This window comes from uncultured Nisaea sp., from assembly GCF_963974195.1.
Classification (GTDB): Bacteria; Pseudomonadota; Alphaproteobacteria; order Thalassobaculales; family Thalassobaculaceae; genus Nisaea.
Genome location: NZ_CAXBDC010000014.1, coordinates 39,325 through 58,792, shown reverse-complemented (window position 1 = coordinate 58,792; position 19,468 = coordinate 39,325). Strand labels below are relative to the sequence as shown.

The following is a 19,468-nucleotide window of genomic DNA, read 5'->3' as shown; positions in this document are numbered from 1 at the left end:
AAGGGCCGGGCCTGCGCCTCGCCCTGATGGGGCCGCACATGATCTTCGGTCTGGCGGGCGGCAAGGGCGGTATGGGCCATTTCTACGATCATATCGGCCCGGCCATGGAAGCCTGGTGGGAAACCATGCAGGAGACGCCAAAACTGGATGCCGGCTTGCGTCAGAAACTGATCGACGGCGTGGAGGATGAAGCGGCCGGCCGGTCCATCGACCAGCTCGAAGCCGAGCGGGACGACAAGCTGATCGCCTTGCTGAAAATGCTTCAGGCGAAAGGATAGAGGTTGAAATGACCGGTTCCGGGAAGTCCGTGATCGTTGTCGGCGCCGGTATCGTCGGCGTTGCCACCGCGCTTTGCCTGCAGATGGAGGGGCACCGGGTCACGGTGCTGGATCCGAAAGCTCCCGGCACCGCCACCTCGTTCGGCAATGCCGGATCGATCGCCATCGGTGCGATGTATCCGACGGGCTCGCCCGGTAATCTGAAGCAGCTGCCGAAGATGCTGATGGACCCGGCCTCGGCGATCTCCGTCCGCTGGTCCTATCTGCCGCGCATGCTGCCCTGGTTCGTCCGCTTCTTCGCCGCCAGCCGTCCCTCACGGGTGGAGCAGATCGCCCGTGAGCTGGCGACCATCGTGCCGTCGGCCGGAGACGCGCATCTGTCCCTGATGAAGGCGCATGGGATCGAGGGCATCGTGAAGCCGCTCGGCTGGCTCAAGGTCTATACCGGTGAGAAATCATTCGCCGGAACCCTCGGAGAGCGGGAGACGATCATCCGGCATGGCGGCAACCTGCAGATCCTGAACCAGGACGAGCTGCGTCAGCTGGAGCCGTCCCTGTCGCCGCGTTTCACCCATGGCGCCTTCCAGCCGGATAACCATTTTGTCACCAGTCCGGTCAAGCTGACCGAAGCCTACGCCAAAGCCTTCATCGGGCTCGGCGGCCGGTTCCTGGGGGAGAAGGTGACGCGGTTCGAATTCGACGGCAGTCGTGTGCAAAAGGTGGTTACGGATCTCGGCATGCATGAGGCGGACAGTGTCGTGGTCTGCGCCGGGGCCTGGTCCGGTCGGGTTTGCAAGATGCTCGGCTTCAAAGTGCCGCTGGACACGGAACGCGGGTATCACCTGAATATTATCTCGGACGGCGGACCGAAGCTGGGCCGGCCGGTTGTGGTTGGTGATCACAGTTTCGTGTTGGCGCCGATGCAGGACGGCATCCGGCTGACCAGCGGCATCGAATTCGCCGGTGTTGACGCTGCGCCGGACTTCAGGCGGATCAGGCGCATGCTGCCGCTGGCGCGGAAAGCGCTGCCGGGATTAGGAGACACTATTACCCGGGAATGGCTCGGGTTTCGGCCGTCGACGCCGGATAGCAAGCCTGTGATTGGGGCCGCGCCGGGACTGCAGAATGTGTTCCTTGGCTTCGGTCACGGACATATCGGGCTGACCCTGGCGGCTCGTACGGGAAACCTGCTGGCGGATCTTGTCGCCGGACGGGATCCTTCTATCGACCTGGGACCGTTCAGCGCCGGCCGTTTCTAGGGGCCGGTTTCCTTGCTCTGTCCATATTACGAGTTTCTGACAAATCCGGCCCGCTACTCTCTATAGTGAGAAAACCATTGCTTGCGGCGCGCCATCAGCTAAGAGTCTCTTGGGGACTCACCGGCGCTTATGAGATTCCAGCATGAAAGGGAGAAGCATGAAACGCTTTCAGAACCCAACATTGAAAAAGTCCGTCGCCGTATTCGGCGTGGTACTTCTATCCGGCTGTGCCGGTATGCAGCTCGACAATGCTCGCAAGGTTGAGCCAGGGGGAAGCGCCTTCAGCACAGCGCTGTACAAGGAATATATGGCTCTCTCCGAACTCGAATTCCTTGAGGGCGACTACGCGGATTCAGATGTGTTCGCGCTGCGGGCGATTTCCGCCGCAGGCAACAATCCGACCACGCCGGAAGAGATGAGCGCGCGTAATATTCCGGCAGCCAACAAGGGCGAGCTGGCAACGGCACGCCGCGAACTTGTCGAAGCTCTGGCTGCTACGGCAACCGAAAAGGCATCCGTCAACGCCGCTCAGGCCCAGGCCTCATTCGAGTGCTGGATGCAGGAGCAGGAAGAAAACTTCCAGCCTGACGATATCGCCCGGTGCCGTGCGGACTACATGGCATCGATGAACGCCGTGCGCTCCGCTCTTGCGCAGGTTCCGGCAGCACCGGTTGCAGCTCCTGCTCCGGCGCCGAAGGCTCCGCTGCGGATGGCCGCGACCTACACTGTCAATTTCGACTTTGATTCGGACGCGATCACTGATGCGGCCAGCCAGATCATCTCCGAAGCCGGCATTGCGGTTGATGAAATGAAAGCCAGCACGATCATCCTGTCCGGTTATACCGACCGGGCCGGTTCCGAGACCTACAACATGAAGCTTGCGGATCGCCGGGCGAAGGCCGTTCTCAGTGCACTCGACATTCGATCCAACAAGAAGATCGCTGATGCGACAGAGATCAAGGTCTATGGCGAGAAGAACAACAAGAAGAAGACCGAGGACGGCGTTCGCGAGCCGGAAAACCGCCGCGTGAAGATCGAAATCATCCGCTAATCAGCGGGACATAATACGAATAAGGCCGCCCTCGGGCGGCCTTATTTTTTGCTCCGGATTCATGAAATCCGTATCCGGCAACCCGTCATCCTTATTCGGCCATGCCTTCGATGGTCTGCCGGATGATCTGGCGGGAGCGCCACAGCACCATTTCCTTCCAGTCGGCCTTGTCCGGGGAATAGTGATCTCGGATCTGCTGCTTGATGCGCTTGGTTTCCGGTGCCGACCAGTCAACGTCGCCCTGATTGTGCAGCCAGTGATCCTCGCGCAGCACAAGCAAACCGCGGTCCGTCGGGAAGGTGCCGTATTCCAGGGCAACATAGGTGTAATTGTCGCCAAGCTCTGCATTCCACATCTCGCGGGAGGTGCCGTGCAGCGGGATGGAGGAAGAGGTGCCGAGTTCCGGCACACCGACGGAATCGCCATACATCTCGACAACCCGCTTCATGCCTGCACTGCCCGGCAGATGCGCGCAGATCGGCTCGCCATAACCATAGGGACCGAGGCCTGTGTGGTAATCGATAACGCTGACCAGCGCGCGGTCAGCCAGCGTGAAGTCGCGGATGATCTTCTCCAGCGTCTGGCGCGCCCATGAAGGGCCGAAACCGCCAAAGAACATGCTGTGCGCATGCTTGTACTGACCGGCCTTGCGGGCTGTCTGGAAGGCGCTTTCGCCATGATCCGCCCGGTATTTGGCGATCTTTTCCTTCGCCTTGGCCATGGTTTCGTCGTCGAGGGACGGCGGGACGAGGGCATCGACCAGCTCGTCATGGCCCGGGTTTTCCGGAACGGGCTTGGTGAAATCGATATAGTTCCGGTTCAGGTCGCAGCCTTCTTCCGTCACACGGCGCAGCCAGGCGAAGCCGTGTGGGTTCAGTGCGTGGATGTGCAGCGCCGCCATGTCCGCCTCGAGCCCTTGCCGGGCGCCGGACAGGAACCAGTCGATCTGTGCACCCGAGCCGCAGAAACCTTCCACGCCGTGGGTGGAGGAGATCGTCACCAGAACCTTCTTCGCATCTTTCGGCCCAACCCAGGCGGCGTCACAGGCGAGGGTTTCGCCGTAGGGGCCCTTGTTCGGATTCTCGTAGGTCGTGACCGTGGCGCCTTCGCGCTCGGCCGCGGCGAGAAAGCGCTCGCGCGCCTGACGGTAATCGTCGGAAAATGCGTGATCGATGAATTCGAGGATGCTCATCTGGTCCAGTCCATGGGGAAGGTGGCGAAAGCCGTGAAGGGGAACAGAGTAGCAAACAGCCATGCCCCGGCGCCATTGCCGTAACGGAAATATCTGTTGAGCTGATCGGGACAAGTTGGCAGCGTTGCCGCTCAATTTCCTGAAGTGTGTGAGTGCGAGGCGTCATGGCGTTACCCGGGAACATCCTGCTTATTACCGCCGATCAGTGGCGTGGCGACTGTCTCTCTATCCTCGGTCATCCGGCTGTGCGGACACCCAATATCGATGCACTGGCAGCGGACGGGGTTCTGTTCGAGCGGCATTATTGTCAGGCCGCACCGTGCTCGCCGGCCCGCGCCTCGCTCTATACCGGGCTCTACCAGATGAACCATCGGGTCTGCCGTAATGGCAGCCCTCTGGATGCGCGTTTCACCAATATTGCGCAGGAAGGGCGCCGGGCCGGTTATGGCCCGGTCCTGCTCGGCTATACGGACCAGACCCTCGATCCGCGCACCCGGCATCCGAAAGACCCGCGGCTCACCACCTATGAAGAAGTGCTGCCGGGGTTCGAGCGGCACACGCGATACGACGAACATGCGCTCGACTGGCTGCACTGGCTGGAGGGCAAGGGGGAGGACGCGTCCGGTGGTCTCAAGGGAGTCTATGGGGCGGTGCCGCAGGACGGTCCTTTCAGCCGGGCGGATCTGACGCCAAAATTTGCCCCCGAGCATACGGAGACCGGCTATATCACCGAACGGTTCCTCGATTATCTGGGGCAACAGGATGCGGACAAACCCTGGTTCGCGCATCTTTCCTTTATCCGGCCACACCCGCCGTTTTCGGTGCCGGAGCCCTATAATTCCATGATCGATGATGCGCTGGTACCGGAGCCGAGCAGGGCGGAGTCGGTCGAAGCGGAAGCGGCACAGCATCCGTTCCTGCGCTTCATGCTGGACCGTGTGCCCGGCAAGTCCTTTGTGCCCGGTGGCGGTGACCGGCTGGTGACGGACTGGAGCGACGAGGAAATCCGTGCCGTGCGGGCGGTCTATTTCGCCATGGTGGCGGAAGTTGATGCGCAGCTCGGCCGTCTGGTCGAAGGGCTGAAGAAGGCCGGGGCCTATGAAGATACGCTGATCGTGCTGACCAGCGATCATGCCGAAATGCTGGGCGACCATCATTTGTTCGGCAAGCTCGGCTATTTCGAGCAGAGCTATCATATCCCGCTCATCGTCCGGATGCCGGGAGCGCACAATCCGCGCGGCGTCAGGGTGGATCGGTTCACGGAATCCATCGATATCGCGCCAACCCTGGCGGAATGGTCCGGCATCCCCACACCACTGCAATATGATGGCCGCTCCCTGTTGCCGTTTCTTGAAGGCACGGAGCCGTCCACATGGCGTGATGCGGCGCATTGGGAGTTTGATTTCAGGGATGTCACCGGCGGAGTACCGGAAAAAGAACTCGGTTTGCGGCTCGATCAGTGCCAGCTCGCGGTGCGGCGGGAAGGCCGGTTCAAATATGTCCATTTCGCCGCCTTGCCCCCGTTGCTGTTCGATCTGGAGAATGATCCGGATGAACTGGTGAATCTTTCCGGCAATCCTGACTATGCGGCAGAGGAACTTGCGGCGGCGCGTGGCATGCTGTCCTGGCGTCAGGCGATGAGCGAACGCACCCTGAACGGGATCGATGTTACGGCGGACGGGCCGGTGGAGCGGAGCTTCGCGGAGCGTTTTTAAACGAGTCTGGCGGAGCCTCGCGGAGCGATTCTGAGAAACCGTAATCATCCTTCGCCAATTGATACTGATCCGGTTCCGTGCCGCACCTTGGCGGTGCGCGTAAAGCGCTGCTAAGTTACTGAAAACAGCGAGCGCATTCGGGGGATGTTATGAGCGAAGCAGCCGATTATTCGATTGATCCGCAGATGGCGAAAGCCATGGAACGGATGGTGAAGATCGTCGAAGAGGAAGGGCTTCCGCCGCTCCCCGTGAATCCAAGTCCGCCGGAATCCCGCGCCCGGATGGAAGCGGAGCGGTCCTGGTGGAACCAGGACCTGCCGGAAATGGCGGATGTCCGCGAGGAACATATCGACGGCCCGAACGGCCCGATCCGGGTGCGACTGCTTTATCCGGACGTGCCGCGCCCGGCGCCGGTGCTGGTTTATTTCCATGGCGGCGGCTGGGTCGTCGGCTCGCTTGAGACCCATCACCGGGCAATGCGCTGTCTGGCTCTGGAAAGCGGCTGCGCCGTTGTTGCCGTCGATTACCGGCTTGCGCCAGAGCACAAGTTCCCGGCCCCGCTGCAGGATTGCGTCGCGGCGATCGAGTATGTCCGGGACCATGGGGCTGACTGGGGGCTGGATACGAAAAAGATCGCCGTTGGCGGTGACAGTGCCGGTGCCAACCTCGCCCTTGGGGCGGCGCTTGCCCTGCGTGACAAGGGCGACAGCCCGATCCGCTCCCTGACCCTGTTCTACGGCTGCTTCGACCGGGGTCTCGAAGATGAGTCCCATACATTGTTCGGCGATGGCTCCTTTGGTCTCTCGACAGCTTCCATGCGCTGGTACTGGAGCCACTATCTGCGCGATGATGCGGACGCGGAAAACCCTCTCGCATGCCCGCTGAAAGCGGATCTGGCCGGATTGCCGCCGACCCAGCTTTATCCGGCCGGTCTCGATCCGCTGCGGGACGATTCCATCCACATGCATGAGCGGATGAAGGCTGCAGGAGTGCCCGTTGAATACAAGCTCTATCCCGGGGTCTGCCACGCGTTCATCAACCTGACCCGGATGGTCGATCAGGCGCATGAGCTGATCGGCGATGCCTCTGCCGCAATCCGGCGGAACCTCTCCTAGGCTGAGGTCCCGGGGCGCTCTTTCGGCAGGCCGAGGGTCAGGATGTTGGTCATCAGGATGGTTCCCGCCAGCATGTAAAAGACCGAGGCGAGACCGTACTGGTCCGCCAGCATGCCGCCGATGATCGGCATGACGATGGAGAAGCCGCTCTGCGTGCCGAACATCAGGCTGGTGGCCGATCCTCCGAGATGATCCGGTGTCAGGTCCATCATCCAGCTATGCACGACGGGCCGCACCGCATAGAGCACGAAGCCGAGCAGGGATATCCCGGCGACGAAGGCCGCTTCGCTGCCGAGGAAGGTCAGGCTGGTAATCAGGACGGTGGAAGCGCTCAGCCCGGCGAGCACGACCGTGCGTCGTCCGACCCGGTCCGACCAGATCCCAGCTGCCGGTGTGGCGATCACACCGCCAACCTGCATCGCGGCCATGGCAACGCCGATCATGACGGGACCTGAATGCATGACGTCCGCGAGATAAAGCGGCAGGAAGGCCAGCAGGCCGCCCTGTGTCATGGAACGGAAGCCACTCATCACGCAGAGTCCGAGAATGGCCTTGTTGGCGATCACCGAACGGATCCCGGCGAAATACTCGGAAAGACCGACACCGCGTGCTGCCGTGCCCTCTGCTTTTTTCGTCTCATAGCGCATCAGCCCCACAGCCAGGATGACCGCGACGGCAAGTGCGGGCACGGCGGAGATCTCCGCTGCCTGTTGCCAGCCGAATGTGGCCATCAGGGCGCCGGCGGTCAGGGGCGCGACCGTATCGCCGGCACTGGCGCCGAGCCCGTGAATGGACAGCGCATAGCCCCGGTTTTTCGGATAGCGGTTCGACAGGAAGGAGATTGCCGGTGGATGCCAGAGATTGCTGGTCACGCCGAGCACCACCACAAGTCCGGCGAGGGCAAAGAAGGTGGTGGCGAGCCCCATCGCCATCAGCGCCAATGCACCAACGGCGACGGACAATATCTGAAAGATCACGCGGCGGCCGGAAAGGTCCACCAGCGGACCGCTGACGAAGTTCGCGGCGAACGCGCTGAAATGGAAAACACTGACCAGCGCCCCGGTCTCCGTATAGCTGAGACCCAGCGCCGTCGACAGGGCCGGGAGCAGCAGGTAGAAGACTGCGTCCGTCCAGTGGATGGCGCCGTGGCCGAGGCCGACGAGAGTGATGGGAATGTTTTCCCGGAGCGGGAGTCCGGTCAGACGTTCGGAGAAAGACATGGATATTCCGGGTTACTGTTACGCTGCCGCCTCGATTGAGCGGGCAAGGGCGTATGAGGATGGGTGACCAATTTAGCACGCAAGCCCCCGGATTGAGCAATCTCCTTCGCGAATTGCTGGATCATGGAGTGCTTGAAACCGTGCTGTTTGCCGTGTTGCTGCTCGGCGGCCTCTCGATCCTTTATTACACCGTGCGCACCGGTGTGCCGCCCATGCCGTCGCATCCATCGGTCCGCCGCGCCGTCTTCCGGATGATTCCGGACAGGCTTGCTCCGGCGACGATCTATGAGCTGGGCTGCGGTTGGGGCGGCATCGCCTTCGAACTGGCGGCGCGCTATCCGGAGGCACGGGTGGTCGCCATCGAGCTTTCGCCGCTGCCCTGGCTCGTCTGCCATATACGGAGACTTCTACAGCGCCGGGCGAACCTCGAAATCCGCAGGGCCGATTTCCTGAAGAGCGATCTTTCGGATGCGGATCTCGTGTTCTGTTACCTGATGGTCGTACCGATGCGTGGTTTGCAACGGAAGCTCGCCGGTGAGCTGAAGCCGGGTGCTATTGTGATCACAAGCACTTTCGCATTACCGGACTGGCCGGTTGAAGGAACCGAAACTGTGCCGGAATCCATGAGCGCCACTATTTACCGGTATCGGGCTCCCGGGTAATGCGCGGAAGGCGGCACTAAAGTGCCAGCCGCTCCGCATGCCAGCGCAGGTGATCTTCCATGAAGCTGGCGATGAAATAATAGGAATGATCATAGCCGTCCTGGCGTCGCATCGTCAGGCCGATGCCGGAGCTGCCGCAAGCCGCTTCCAGTAATTCCGGCTTGAGTTGGCCTTCCAGAAAACCATCCGCCAAACCCTGATCGACCAGGATTTCGGGAACCCGGGCGCCATCCTCGATCAGGGCGCAGGCGTCATATTGCCGCCAGTCGGCCTTGTCCGGGCCGATATAGCCGGTCAGCGCCTTGTCACCCCACGGGCAGTTCATTGGTGAGCAGATTGGCGCAAAAGCGGAAACGCTTTTGAAGCGGTCCGGGTTTCTCAAAGCGATGGTCAATGCCCCGTGGCCGCCCATGGAATGACCGGTGATAGCCTGCCGGGCCATGTCGAGAGGCTGTGCTTGACCAAGCAGAGCGGGCAGCTCCTTCTCGATATAGCTGCGCATCCTGTAATTGGCGGACCATGGGGCTTCCGTCGCATCGACGTAGAAACCGGCGCCGAGGCCGAAATCATAAGCGCCATCCGGGTCGTCCGGAACGGAGTCGCCGCGCGGACTGGTGTCCGGAGCGATCAGGGCGATTCCCAACTCGGATGCATATCGCTGTGCACCGGCTTTCACGGTGAAGTTGTCTTCGGTGCATGTCAGCCCGGAGAGGAACCAGAGTGCCGGCACCTTTGCTGTCTCCGCCGCAGGCGGCAGATAGACCGCAACACGCATATCGGTCCCGGTCTCTTCCGAGGCATGGGAAAAGACGAACTGCTTTCCACCGAAAGCCTTGGCTTCGGAGATGGTTGTCAGGGCCGGTGCGGTCATTGGGCGCTATCCTCTGTCGTGCGGTTGGGCCTTTGTCGTGCGTTCGGCCGGAGGCTACACCATGGTGGCGGCGGGCGGAACGGTTCCGTTAAAACGGCGGGAAGGAGCCAAGAAAGGTCCCATTCGGGTTATCGGGGTTATGTCCGGCGCCTTAGATCTTTAGGATGCCCGCTGACTTAATAAGAGGGACCCCATGCCTAAGATCAATGCCGAGCGCCTGCTGAACGATCTGAAAACCCTGCGCTCCATCGGAGCGGTCGAGACGGGGGTCGTCAGGCCCGCCTTGAGCGAAAAGGATCTCGAAGCACGCCGCTGGCTGAAGAAGCGTTTCGAAGAAGCCGGGCTGGACACGACACTCGATGGTGTCGCGAATGTGCTGGGCCGCTCCAGGAAGAACGGTCCGGCCCTGATCGTCGGCTCCCATTCGGACACGCAGCCGCGTGGCGGCTGGCTGGATGGTGCCCTTGGTGTGATCTATGGTCTCGAGGTGGCGCGCGCGCTGGCGGAAGACCCGGAGACCTCCGACCTCGCGGTCGATGTGATCTCCTGGCAGGACGAGGAAAGCCGTTTCTATGGCTGCATCGGCTCCCGGTCGTGGATCGGCACCCTTGATCCCGAAGTGGAAGCAAACGCGACCGACCGGGACGGCGTGAAGCTGACCGATGCGCTGAAGGATGCCGGGCTGACCGATGTGCCGCGCCTGCGGATGGAAGAGGGCCGCTATGTCGGCTATCTCGAGGCGCATATCGAGCAGGGCGCCTGGCTGGAAGAGGCCGGAGAGCAGATCGGTGTCGTCACCGGCATCGTTGGTATTCGCGGCATGACGCTTAAATTCGTGGGCGAGCAGAACCATGCCGGCACCACCACGATGGCGCGCCGTAAGGATGCGGCGACGGCGCTTTTCCGGGTTGCGAGCCGGATCCATGAGGAATTCCCGAAACATGCCAAGCCGACGACGGTCTGGACGCTTGGGCGCGTGGTGATCGAACCGGGCGCGGCCTCGATCGTGCCGGGCTATGCCGAGCTTACCCTGCAGTTCCGGGACAGCGAGGAAGCGTTGCTCGACAAGTTCGAGGAGATCGTCGCGGAGCTGATCGCGGAAGTGAATGCGGAGGGCCGCATCAAGGCCAGTGCCGAACGCTCGCGCACACCGGTTCCGCCGTCGGACATGGATGAAAGCTTTCAGGATCATCTGTCGGCTGCCGCGGAGAAGACGTCCCCGGGCAAATGGCGGCGGATGCCGAGCGCGGCCGGACACGATCCGATGGTGCTCAGCGAAGCGCTGCCCTGTGCCATGTTGTTTATTCCGTCCATCGGCGGCATCAGCCACGATTTTGCCGAGGACAGCCATGAGGAGGACATTGTCGCCGGGTGCCAGGTGCTCGCCGATGCCGCTGCGTCCATCCTTAAAACCTCCCAGAAGGAGACACCATGACCTCAGCCGAAAACACGGCGCGCGCTGTCGAGATCCTCGCAGCGTCGCGCCTCGGCGGTGGACCGACTGACCGTCTCCCCGGCCCGCTCATGCCGGCCACGGTCGCGGAAGGATATGAGCTGCAGAACCAGCTGAACGCGCACCTGACACAGGCGGGTTTCGGTCCGGTTGTCGGTCACAAGATCGGCTGCACCACCAAGGTGATGCAGGACTATATGAAGATCAGCGAGCCATGCGCCGGCGAGATATTCGCGACCATGGAATTCCATGAGCGCGCCGATGTTCAGATAGAGCTGTATCACCGGATCGGGATCGAGGTCGAAATCGGGGTCTTGCTCTCGCATGACATGGTCAAGGACGAGGCATTCACCCGGGAGACGGCCGGCGGTTATGTCGAGGCCGTGTTGCCGGCGGTGGAGCTTGTCGATGACCGCTATGTCGATTACCCGTCCCTGCCGGTGCCAATGCTTGTGGCGGACAATTTTTTCAATTCCGGCGCGGTCCTCGGGGTGCCGGTACTGAACTGGCAGCATCTCGATTTAGCGGCCATTACGGGCAATCTCTATATCGATGGGGACGAAGCCGGAGCCGGTATCGGGGCCGACATACTGGGCCACCCGCTCGAGGCTCTTGCCTGGCTCGCAAATCTGCGCCGCAAACAGGAACGGCCTCTGAAAGCCGGAGAATTTGTTCTCCTCGGCAGTATCGTCAAGACCGTGCATTTCGACGAGCCGGCCCAGTGTATCGCGGATCTTGGCGAGCTTGGCAGGATCGAGGTGAATTTCACCTGACCGGGAGGAAGAGCCCGGCCAAGGACCCGCGATTCGGTTGATTTTTGCCGCCAATGATTTTGTGTCAGGCGAACCAATTTTCTGATGAAATGCGCCAGAGGTTTTACAGCGCTTGTCGGACACACCAGCTGGTGTCACCATCCCGCGGTCTTGTACGACCATGGAAATTGTGTGGGTTTGACGGGCGATAGTTCGGGAACGGCTTGGGTATGGCGACTTTCGTATTGGTTCATGGGGCGTGGCATGGTGGCTGGTGCTGGCGGCGGGTCGCCGACCGGCTGCGCGCCGCCGGGCACGATGTTTATACACCGACACTGACTGGCCTTGCCGATCGCTCGCATCTGCTGTCTCCGTCAGTCAGGCTGCAGACCCATATCCTTGATATTGCCAATCTGCTGTCCTGGGAGGATCTGGAGTCCGTGGTTCTGTGCGGGCATTCCTATGGCGGTATGGTGATTACCGGGGCGGCGGACCGGGAAGCCCGGCGGATCAAGTCGCTGGTCTATGTCGATGCCTTTGTGCCCTCCGACGGGGAAAGCGCAATGGATTCGCGTCCGCCCGAGCGGGTCGAGCTGGCTTTCGAACAAATCAGATCCGTCGGCGAGGGATGGTGGATGCCGCCGACCCCGGCCGCGTCGTTTCGTGTGAACGAGGCGGATCAGGCCTGGGTCGATGCGAAATGCACGAACTTCCCGATTTCCTGTTTTACGCAACCGGTCCGGCTGACTGGCGCGGTGGACGGCATATCCGGCAAATATTATGTCCGGGCAGGCGGCTATAAAGCCCCGCAGTTCGATGCGTGTGTCGAGAAACTGAGCGGTGACCCGGACTGGGATGTCCGCAGCTTGCCTTGCGGGCATGATATCATGGTCGACATGCCGGATGAGCTTACCGCTGTGCTGGAAGAAGCCTGCCAATAATGACGCCCCTGCCAGCTGAACAATGTTGTGCTGTTATCAGAGCTGTGGGCAAATCCGAAAATCATTGTTTTTGAAAGTGCTGAACGAAGGAAGACTTGGCGCGTTTACTATTTATTAGGCTTGTTTGGCTTAAAGTGCCCGGTTGATGGTTTACAGTACTGTAGACCGTTCCCGCCGGCTGGTTGACTCCCTGGAATAGACTGCTGGACCATTCATGAGTGACATCGATATTGCCGATCAGTTCAGTTCGTTCGATGCGCTGCACGATAGCGTGTTTCTGATCGATTTTGGCGGGCTTGTCATCGCGGCGAATACGTCCGCGCTCGATACGCTTGGGCTGACAGCGATGCAGTTGGTGGGCAGCCCGTTCTCTAATTATTTCCCGGATTGCGACATGCTGGTTCCCGGCGGAGACGGGGATGTGATCGAAATAAGCGGCCGCCGTGGGGACGGTGCACGCTTGTTGCTGGAAGGCCGCTCGTCCGTTGTTTACCGTAATGGCTCCAGATGTTGTCTTCTGGTCATGCGCGACCGGCACAGCAGGGTTTCTTTGGAAGAGAAACTCATATGGGCCGCCTTCAACGATCCGGTGACCAAATTACCGAACCTGGTCGGCTTCTGCAGCCGTATTGGACAGCGTATTCATGTCGGCGAGTTCCCCCTCGACGGTACGGCAATGGTTATTGCTATCTCCTTGGGACGTCTCGGCTTTTTCGCCGGGACGCTGGGTGAAGCCACCCGGGCCAGGATTGTCCGGGAGGCGGGGGACCGGCTGGGCCGTCTGGAAGAGGTCATCGAAATTGCCTTGCTTGATGACTCAACCCTGGGCGTTGTGGTCTCTACCGAAGACGGACCAGATGATCTGACGGGCTTGGTCGAGAAATTGCGCATCTGTGTCGAGGTCAGTTATTCGCCGAGCGAAAATGCTGCGCGCATCGTTCCGCATTTCGGTATCAGCCGGATTAGCGACCCGGATCTCGATCCCGAGGATATTGTGCGCAAGGCCCGGTTTGCCCTGAATGCGGCAATGCAGAAGGCGATGGGCAGCGCGGAAATATATGAAGACGAAACGCACCGTGAGGCTGTCCGGCATCTGGTGGTCGAGCATGATCTCCGGCGCGCGATATTCGAACGTAAGGAAGAGTTCTGGCTGGCCTACCAGCCAAAGGTCGATTGCAATACGGGTGCTATTTCAGGACTTGAGGCGCTGATCCGCTGGAATCATCCGAAACGCGGCCTCGTGGGACCGAATGAATTTCTGCCGATTGCCCGGCAGGCCGGCATAGCATCGGATCTGACATTCATTGTTCTCGAACGGCTTGTTGAGCAGATCAAGGAATGGCAGTTGGCCGGGCTCAATATGGTTCCTATCGCCTTCAATATCGGGGCTGAGGATGTTCGCGAGAACCGGCTGGTGCCGTTTCTCGCGAACCTGCTTCAGGATGCCGGGATCGCGCCGAGTGCCCTTGAGTGTGAGCTGACCGAGACAAGCATTGTCGCCGACATGAGGGCTGCCAAACACTTGTTCGATCAGCTTGTCGAGATGGGGTTGCAGACGGCTGTCGATGATTTTGGCACCGGCTATTCATCCCTTGTTCACATCATAGATCTGCCGGTCAAAGTGGTGAAGATCGACAAATCCTTTGTTCAGACGATGGAAACCAGCAAAGGCAGCAATGCCATTGTCCAGGCCATCGTTGCCATGACAAGGGCGATGGGGGCAATTTGCGTCGCGGAAGGTGTTGAAACACCCAAACAATTCGCAGACATTCGAAAGCATGGCTGCGATTTGGCTCAAGGGTATTTGTTCGACAAACCTCTGACTCCGGAGGCGGCCGCAGCCCGGTTAAGAGAAACGCGATCATATGGCAAGCGGATCGATGAAGACATGGCGATCCTTGTTTGATCTCTGCCAGCTGGGCACCGCTGCTTTCCGGGCGGTGCCGGCATGCTGGGCTGTTTCCTGGCGGCTTTGCAGGCTGCAGGAGATGAGGGAGCGCTTCTGTGTCTGAGGGCGAGAGTCAGATTCAGGATGACTGTAAGGAGCCGTCAGCGGCGGCCGCTCAAGCGCAACCCCAACCAGCGGGAAAAGGCGGGAAGTCTCCGACTGTAAGCTCTGCGAATGCGTATGTCGCGATCGAAGGTCTTGATTTCACGTATTTTCTTTGGCTGGCAACTGTCGCAACAGCCATTCTTGCGTCCGTCAGTATGTTGATGGCCCTCGGGCTCTTCATGCTGAACTATCTTTCTGATCTGGTTTTTGGGACGCTTCTCGTCGGCGGCGCTAATTATCTGGGCATCATGCGGGTGACAGGCGTGTTCGCGGGGATGTCCATGCTGACTCACCTGCTCCGGTTGCGCATGCTGGCCGTGGCCAATTCGACCCAGGCCATTCCGTTTCCGGACGAAATCGTCGCATCGCCGAATACGGGCGACCCCACTGTCGACAAGTTCGAGTGTCTGGGGCGCGTGCAGATCTATGTGTACGATACGGAGGTTGCCGATCTTATTCTGGCGAACCGGCCAAGGATCAAGGAAGCGTTGTCTTCTGCTCTCTCGCTCGCGGTGAGTGACCCCGTTGTGCGCTACTCAAAAGAAAAGATAGAGCATACTTTGCGTATGGGGCTTGGCGAATTGCTGCCGCTCAAGAGTATTTCCGGAGTGAGCTTGTCCGAGTTGCGCCACAGGGTTCGCTCCCACCGGCCAGTGGATTAATAATTTCAGTTAAGCATTTGATGGGCAGGGAGTTTTTGGCTCATCCATCAACACATGATCCGGATTAAGCGGCCCGATAAGGGTATTTTCGAGGTTCGTTGCACGGAGATTTGTTTTCTGGACACGGCCGACCTTGGAGCCGTCTCCGGTGCTGATCGGTGCGGGTTGGATAATTGCATCCGTGAGGTCTGCCCGCCGCAGGTTACATCCCCAGAGCGTGGCGCCGGATAGATTGCAGCCGCGCAGGCTGGCCATCTCGAAATCTGAGTTCGTCAGATTTGCCAGGATCAGCATGGAGCCGTTGAACTGGGCGCCGCGAAAACTGACACCGCGCAATTGGGCACCGCTGAGATTGAGGTTCCTGAGGTCCGCATTGTCGAGATTGACGCCGTCGAGATCGGCGCGGGCTCCACGGGAGCCGCCGGTCGAAACCCAAAAATCATGCTCGATGAGCTGCCGGTGCAGTTCGACGGACAGGGGATCCATCGCCGCATGCAAGCGGGCGCTCTTCATGTCGACTCCCGAAAGATCCGTATCCTTGATCCGGGCGCCGATCATGTTTGCTCCCTGGACCATCGCATTCTTCAGGGTCGCGCCACTGAGGTCGGCGCCTGTCGCGATGGATTGGCACAGATCGGCGGCATCAAGCGCGGCGCCGACGAGCGTGGCGTTCCGCAATGTAGCGCCACATAATTTCGCGTTGGACAGATTGGTGCGTTCCAGATTCGCACCGGACAGATCTGCGCCTTCAAGGATTGCGCCGGACAGATCCGCTCTCTCCATATTGGCGTGATGGAGCCTGGCATGAGACAGATTGAGCGGTATGGTATCGTTGTCACTTCCGGACCATTTCGTCTCTGTTATCCGTCCCCGTGCGCGTGACAGATTTGCGCCCCGCATGTCGGCACCGATGAAATTGACGGACGCAATGGTCGCCATGGTGAAATTGGTTTTTTCGAGTTTTGCCCCCCGGAAATTGGCGGACATCAGATCGGCACCTGTCAGATCGGCACCTGTCAGATCGGCACCTTCCAGATTTGCGCCTTGAAGATTGGCGCCGCGCATCAGGATGTTCCGCATCTTCTTGCTGCGGAAATCGCTGCCAAACAGGTTTGTATCCGAAAGGTCCGCGGGCTTCCCGCGCGTCGGATCATCCAGCCACAGCATGTGCTGGTGCAGGGTGTTCTCAAGGGACTCTTTCGAGATGTAATTGAGTGAGCTCATGCTCCTCATGCTACGTCATGCTGTTTAAGGGATCGTTAATAATTGGGCTGTTTCTGACCCTGGTTTCCACATAATCGAGGCTAGACGGCGCCGCACAGCATCGGCATAAAGGCTTCCAGATAGTTCAATTGCAACACATTAGGGGTTCGGTCGTGGCGATTAACAAGATTGTTGATGCTCGTGCTGATGCAGTGTCCGGGGTAAAGGACGGCAGCATTGTCCTGATTTCCGGCTTTGGCGCGGCAGGCGTGCCGACGGACCTTATCCATGCGTTACTCGACCAGGGCGCCCGGGATCTGACTGTTGTCTCGAACAATGCCGGGACCGGGGATCGCGGTCTCGCTGCCCTGCTGAAAGAGGGCCGGGTGCGCCGGATCATCTGTTCCTATCCGCGTTCCGCCGGCTCGGTTGCCTTTGACGAGTTGTATGCTGCGGGAAAGATCGAGCTGGAACTGGTGCCACAGGGAACGCTTAGCGAGCGCATGCGCGCGGCAGGTGCCGGAATTGCCGCTTTCTACACACCCACCAGCGTCGGAACGCAGCTTGCCGAGGGCAAGGAAGTGCGGGAGATCGACGGACGTGAATATGTGCTGGAATATGCCCTGAAAGGCGATGTCGCTCTGGTTCAGGCCGAGAAGGCCGACCGGTGGGGCAACCTGATCTACAACAAGTCCGCCCGGAACTTCGGGCCGGTCATGGCCACGGCCGCCGATCTCACCATCGTCGAGGCGCGTCATATCGTCGATCTGGGCGAAATCGACCCTGAAATCGTCGTGACGCCGGGGGTTTTCGTCGACCGGGTGTTCCATGTGCCGGCACTTGCCGCGGCCGCCTGAGGGCGGCCGGGCTCGGTTTTGTTAAGGCCTTAGTCCGACGAACTCAGGCCTTGCCGCCGCGTTTGCGGCATTCCACCAGATATTCGATCGCCTTGGTGACACCGCCGGGCGTGTAGGGCACACCGAGATAGGCGAAGGTGGCTTCCACGCTTGCCAGTGCGCCATAGAGCATCGGCTCGTTCATATCGCCCATATGGCCAATCCGGAACGCCTTGCCACTTAGGTTGCGCAAGCCGCCGCCGAGAGCGCACTGCAATTCATCGCGGCAGACGTCGCGAATCTTCGTGCCGTCGTAACCTTCCTTCAGCAGGATGGTCGTCACGCCGTCCGCATACTGATCCGGATTGATCGCGTTCAGCTCCATGGCGCCTGCCTGGCCCCAGTGCTCGACAGCGATCCGGGTTGCCCGGGCCAGCCGCTTGTGGCGTGCGAAGACATTCTCGAGGCCCTCTTCAAGTAGCATGTCGAGGGAGGCACGCAGGCCGTAGAGCTGGATCTGCGGGCTGGTGCCGCAGAAGGTCCGGTAGCTTTCCGCCGCGAGCCGCAGCGACCAGTCCCAATAGCGGCGCTGCGATGTTGCCTTCTTGTGGGCTTCAAGCGCTTTCGGAGAGGCGGCCACGAAGCCGAGACCCGGCGGCATCATCAGACCTTTCTGGGAGGCGCTGACGGCGACATCGACGCCCCATTCATCCATCCGGAAATCGGTGACGGCGAGGGTGGGAATCGTGTCGACAAAAAGCAGGGCCGGATGTCCGGATTCGTCAATTGCCTTGCGGATTGCCGGGACATCGCAGGTCACGCTGGTGGCGGTATCCGTCTGGATCACCAGGACGCCCTTGATCTCGTGGTTTTTGTCGGCTGCGAGGCGATCCCTGATCTTGGCCGGATCGATTGCCTGCCGCCAGTCGCCCTTGATGGTTTCGGTGCGCATCTGCAGCGCTTCCGCCATCTCGCCCCAGCCGGTTGAGAAATTCCCGAGCTCCGGCACAAGCAAGAGATCACCCGGGGACATGGTATTGACAAGGGCCGCTTCCCAGGCGCCATGGCCGTTGGCGGCGTACATGAAAATTTCGTGCTCGGTCTTGAAGATTTTCTTCAGATCCCGGAAGCAGGTCTCGATCATCGAAAGTGCGCGCGGATCGCCAAGATCCAGGGGGTTGCGCACCATGGCTTGCTGAACCTGCTCTGGCACGTTGGTTGGGCCGGGGGTGTTAAGCAGGCTCCGACCGCGTTTAACGTTGTAACCAGACATCTCCGTAGCTCCCTGTATCTCTGCGCCGGAGCGCGGGTACAGCAAGCTTCACCCGGTGACGATCCGGCACTATCCGCGTTTTTCTTTGGGTGATCCGTGAGGAATCCCGTCTATTCGGGACGTGCGAGCTGAGTTATATGGTCAGTCGCGCAAGGCGGCAACACTTCAAAAGCCGGGGGGAGCCGCTATTGTGGAGCAGGATAAAAAACGCAGTTGGAGCATCGGTATGGCCATGGAAGCGGCAGCTCAGGATAACGCAGCAAAAAAACTGACGCGGAATCAGGTCGCTTGGCGTGCGGCCAACGAAATTCCGGACGGCAGTTACGTCAATCTCGGGATTGGCTTGCCGACCACCTGCGCGAACTTCATGCCAGAGGATCGCGAGATTGTTCTGCATAGTGAAAACGGCATCCTCGGTGTGGGACCGGCTCCCGAGCCGGGCACCGAAGACCCCGAGCTGATCAATGCGTCGAAAGATCCGATTACCCTGGTTCCGGGCGGCTCCTTCTTTGTGCATTCCGATGCCTTCGTGATGATCCGGGGCGGCCATATCGATCTCGCCCTGCTCGGCGCTTTCGAGATTTCCGAGACCGGCGATCTTGCGAACTGGACGACCGAGAATCCGAAATTTCCGCCCGGCGTCGGCGGCGCGATGGATCTGGCTGCCGGTGCCAAGCAGGTTTGGGTCCTGACCGACCACGTGACCCGCAAGGGCGAGCCGAAAATCGTCAAGAGCTGCAGCTACCCGCTGACGGCCAAGCAGGTCGTGACCAAGGTTTTCACGGATCTCGCGGTGATCGACGTGACAGACAAGGGACTGATTGTCCGCGAGATGGTCGAGGGCATGACCCTCGCGGAGCTTCAGGAGCTTACCGAGCCGGAACTGAACCTGGCGCCGGACTGCGGTATCCTGTCCGCGCCCGCGCTCTAGT

General features: G+C 60.3%; 17 protein-coding genes and 1 pseudogene. 13 read left to right on the top strand and 5 right to left on the bottom strand.

Annotated elements, in window-relative coordinates:
- The 3 genes and pseudogenes from AAC126_RS05275 to AAC126_RS05265 all read left to right on the top strand — a co-directional run.
- Window positions 1-278, top strand: a pseudogene (locus AAC126_RS05275) (3-hydroxyacyl-CoA dehydrogenase); the annotation flags it as partial.
- A gap of 8 nt (window positions 279-286) precedes the next feature.
- Window positions 287-1,537 (top strand): FAD-binding oxidoreductase, encoded by a 1,251-nt coding sequence (locus AAC126_RS05270; protein ID WP_339850720.1) that lies wholly within the window; start codon window positions 287-289, stop codon window positions 1,535-1,537.
- A 157-nt stretch (window positions 1,538-1,694) separates the two neighbouring features.
- On the top strand, window positions 1,695-2,588 hold the full coding sequence (locus AAC126_RS05265; protein WP_339850718.1) for an OmpA family protein: 894 nt from the start codon (window positions 1,695-1,697) through the stop codon (window positions 2,586-2,588).
- A 91-nt stretch (window positions 2,589-2,679) separates the two neighbouring features.
- Here the strand turns inward: AAC126_RS05265 and AAC126_RS05260 are convergent, their stop codons facing one another.
- The gene (locus AAC126_RS05260; protein ID WP_339850717.1) at window positions 2,680-3,780 is read right to left on the bottom strand and encodes a M14 family metallopeptidase; all 1,101 of its coding nucleotides are present in this window, start codon (window positions 3,778-3,780) and stop codon (window positions 2,680-2,682) included.
- A 164-nt stretch (window positions 3,781-3,944) separates the two neighbouring features.
- Here AAC126_RS05260 and AAC126_RS05255 point away from each other — a divergent pair, with 164 nt between their 5' ends.
- Window positions 3,945-5,495 carry an alkaline phosphatase family protein gene (locus AAC126_RS05255; RefSeq protein ID WP_339850715.1) on the top strand — a complete coding sequence of 517 codons (1,551 nt, stop codon included), beginning with the start codon at window positions 3,945-3,947 and terminating at the stop codon, window positions 5,493-5,495.
- A 149-nt stretch (window positions 5,496-5,644) separates the two neighbouring features.
- The gene (locus tag AAC126_RS05250) at window positions 5,645-6,610 is read left to right on the top strand and encodes an alpha/beta hydrolase fold domain-containing protein (protein ID WP_339850713.1); all 966 of its coding nucleotides are present in this window, start codon (window positions 5,645-5,647) and stop codon (window positions 6,608-6,610) included.
- On the opposite strand, the gene AAC126_RS05245 is transcribed toward AAC126_RS05250, so the two are convergent.
- Window positions 6,607-7,830, bottom strand: a complete 1,224-nt coding sequence (locus AAC126_RS05245; protein ID WP_339850712.1) for an MFS transporter — start codon at window positions 7,828-7,830, stop codon at window positions 6,607-6,609. The two genes, AAC126_RS05250 and AAC126_RS05245, sit on opposite strands and share 4 nt — an antisense overlap.
- A gap of 92 nt (window positions 7,831-7,922) precedes the next feature.
- Here AAC126_RS05245 and AAC126_RS05240 point away from each other — a divergent pair, with 92 nt between their 5' ends.
- Window positions 7,923-8,492, top strand: a complete 570-nt coding sequence (locus AAC126_RS05240; protein ID WP_339850710.1) for a class I SAM-dependent methyltransferase — start codon at window positions 7,923-7,925, stop codon at window positions 8,490-8,492.
- A 16-nt stretch (window positions 8,493-8,508) separates the two neighbouring features.
- Here the strand turns inward: AAC126_RS05240 and fghA are convergent, their stop codons facing one another.
- On the bottom strand, window positions 8,509-9,363 hold the full coding sequence (fghA, locus tag AAC126_RS05235) for an S-formylglutathione hydrolase (RefSeq protein WP_339850709.1): 855 nt from the start codon (window positions 9,361-9,363) through the stop codon (window positions 8,509-8,511).
- A 193-nt stretch (window positions 9,364-9,556) separates the two neighbouring features.
- Here fghA and AAC126_RS05230 point away from each other — a divergent pair, with 193 nt between their 5' ends.
- The 5 genes from AAC126_RS05230 (at window position 9,557) to AAC126_RS05210 (ending at window position 15,224) form a co-directional block, all read left to right on the top strand.
- Entirely contained in the window at window positions 9,557-10,798 is a 1,242-nt protein-coding gene (locus tag AAC126_RS05230; RefSeq protein ID WP_339850708.1) for a M20 family metallo-hydrolase, read from the top strand.
- Window positions 10,795-11,589, top strand: a complete 795-nt coding sequence (locus tag AAC126_RS05225; RefSeq protein WP_339850707.1) for a fumarylacetoacetate hydrolase family protein — start codon at window positions 10,795-10,797, stop codon at window positions 11,587-11,589. Before AAC126_RS05230 ends, AAC126_RS05225 begins: the two co-directional genes overlap by 4 nt.
- Window positions 11,590-11,798: 209 nt before the next feature.
- A complete protein-coding gene (locus tag AAC126_RS05220) occupies window positions 11,799-12,509 on the top strand; it encodes an alpha/beta fold hydrolase (RefSeq protein WP_339850706.1) in 711 nt (236 codons plus the stop codon).
- Between the two features lie 214 nt (window positions 12,510-12,723).
- Window positions 12,724-14,415, top strand: a complete 1,692-nt coding sequence (locus AAC126_RS05215; protein WP_339850704.1) for an EAL domain-containing protein — start codon at window positions 12,724-12,726, stop codon at window positions 14,413-14,415.
- A gap of 98 nt (window positions 14,416-14,513) precedes the next feature.
- Window positions 14,514-15,224, top strand: a complete 711-nt coding sequence (locus tag AAC126_RS05210; RefSeq protein WP_339850703.1) for a hypothetical protein — start codon at window positions 14,514-14,516, stop codon at window positions 15,222-15,224.
- Window positions 15,225-15,233: 9 nt separating this feature from the next.
- Here AAC126_RS05210 and AAC126_RS05205 read toward each other — a convergent pair whose 3' ends face one another.
- Window positions 15,234-16,448, bottom strand: coding sequence for a pentapeptide repeat-containing protein (locus tag AAC126_RS05205; protein WP_339850701.1), 1,215 nt, complete (start codon window positions 16,446-16,448; stop codon window positions 15,234-15,236).
- 158 nt (window positions 16,449-16,606) lie between these two features.
- Here AAC126_RS05205 and AAC126_RS05200 point away from each other — a divergent pair, with 158 nt between their 5' ends.
- Complete coding sequence (locus tag AAC126_RS05200) at window positions 16,607-17,284, top strand: 3-oxoacid CoA-transferase subunit A (protein WP_339850724.1); 678 nt, start codon at window positions 16,607-16,609, stop codon at window positions 17,282-17,284.
- A 43-nt stretch (window positions 17,285-17,327) separates the two neighbouring features.
- Here the strand turns inward: AAC126_RS05200 and AAC126_RS05195 are convergent, their stop codons facing one another.
- The gene (locus AAC126_RS05195; RefSeq protein WP_339850699.1) at window positions 17,328-18,536 is read right to left on the bottom strand and encodes an aminotransferase class V-fold PLP-dependent enzyme; all 1,209 of its coding nucleotides are present in this window, start codon (window positions 18,534-18,536) and stop codon (window positions 17,328-17,330) included.
- 232 nt (window positions 18,537-18,768) lie between these two features.
- On the opposite strand from AAC126_RS05195, the gene AAC126_RS05190 reads away from it, so the two are divergent.
- The gene (locus tag AAC126_RS05190; RefSeq protein WP_339850722.1) at window positions 18,769-19,467 is read left to right on the top strand and encodes a 3-oxoacid CoA-transferase subunit B; all 699 of its coding nucleotides are present in this window, start codon (window positions 18,769-18,771) and stop codon (window positions 19,465-19,467) included.
- Window position 19,468 lies beyond the last annotated feature (1 nt).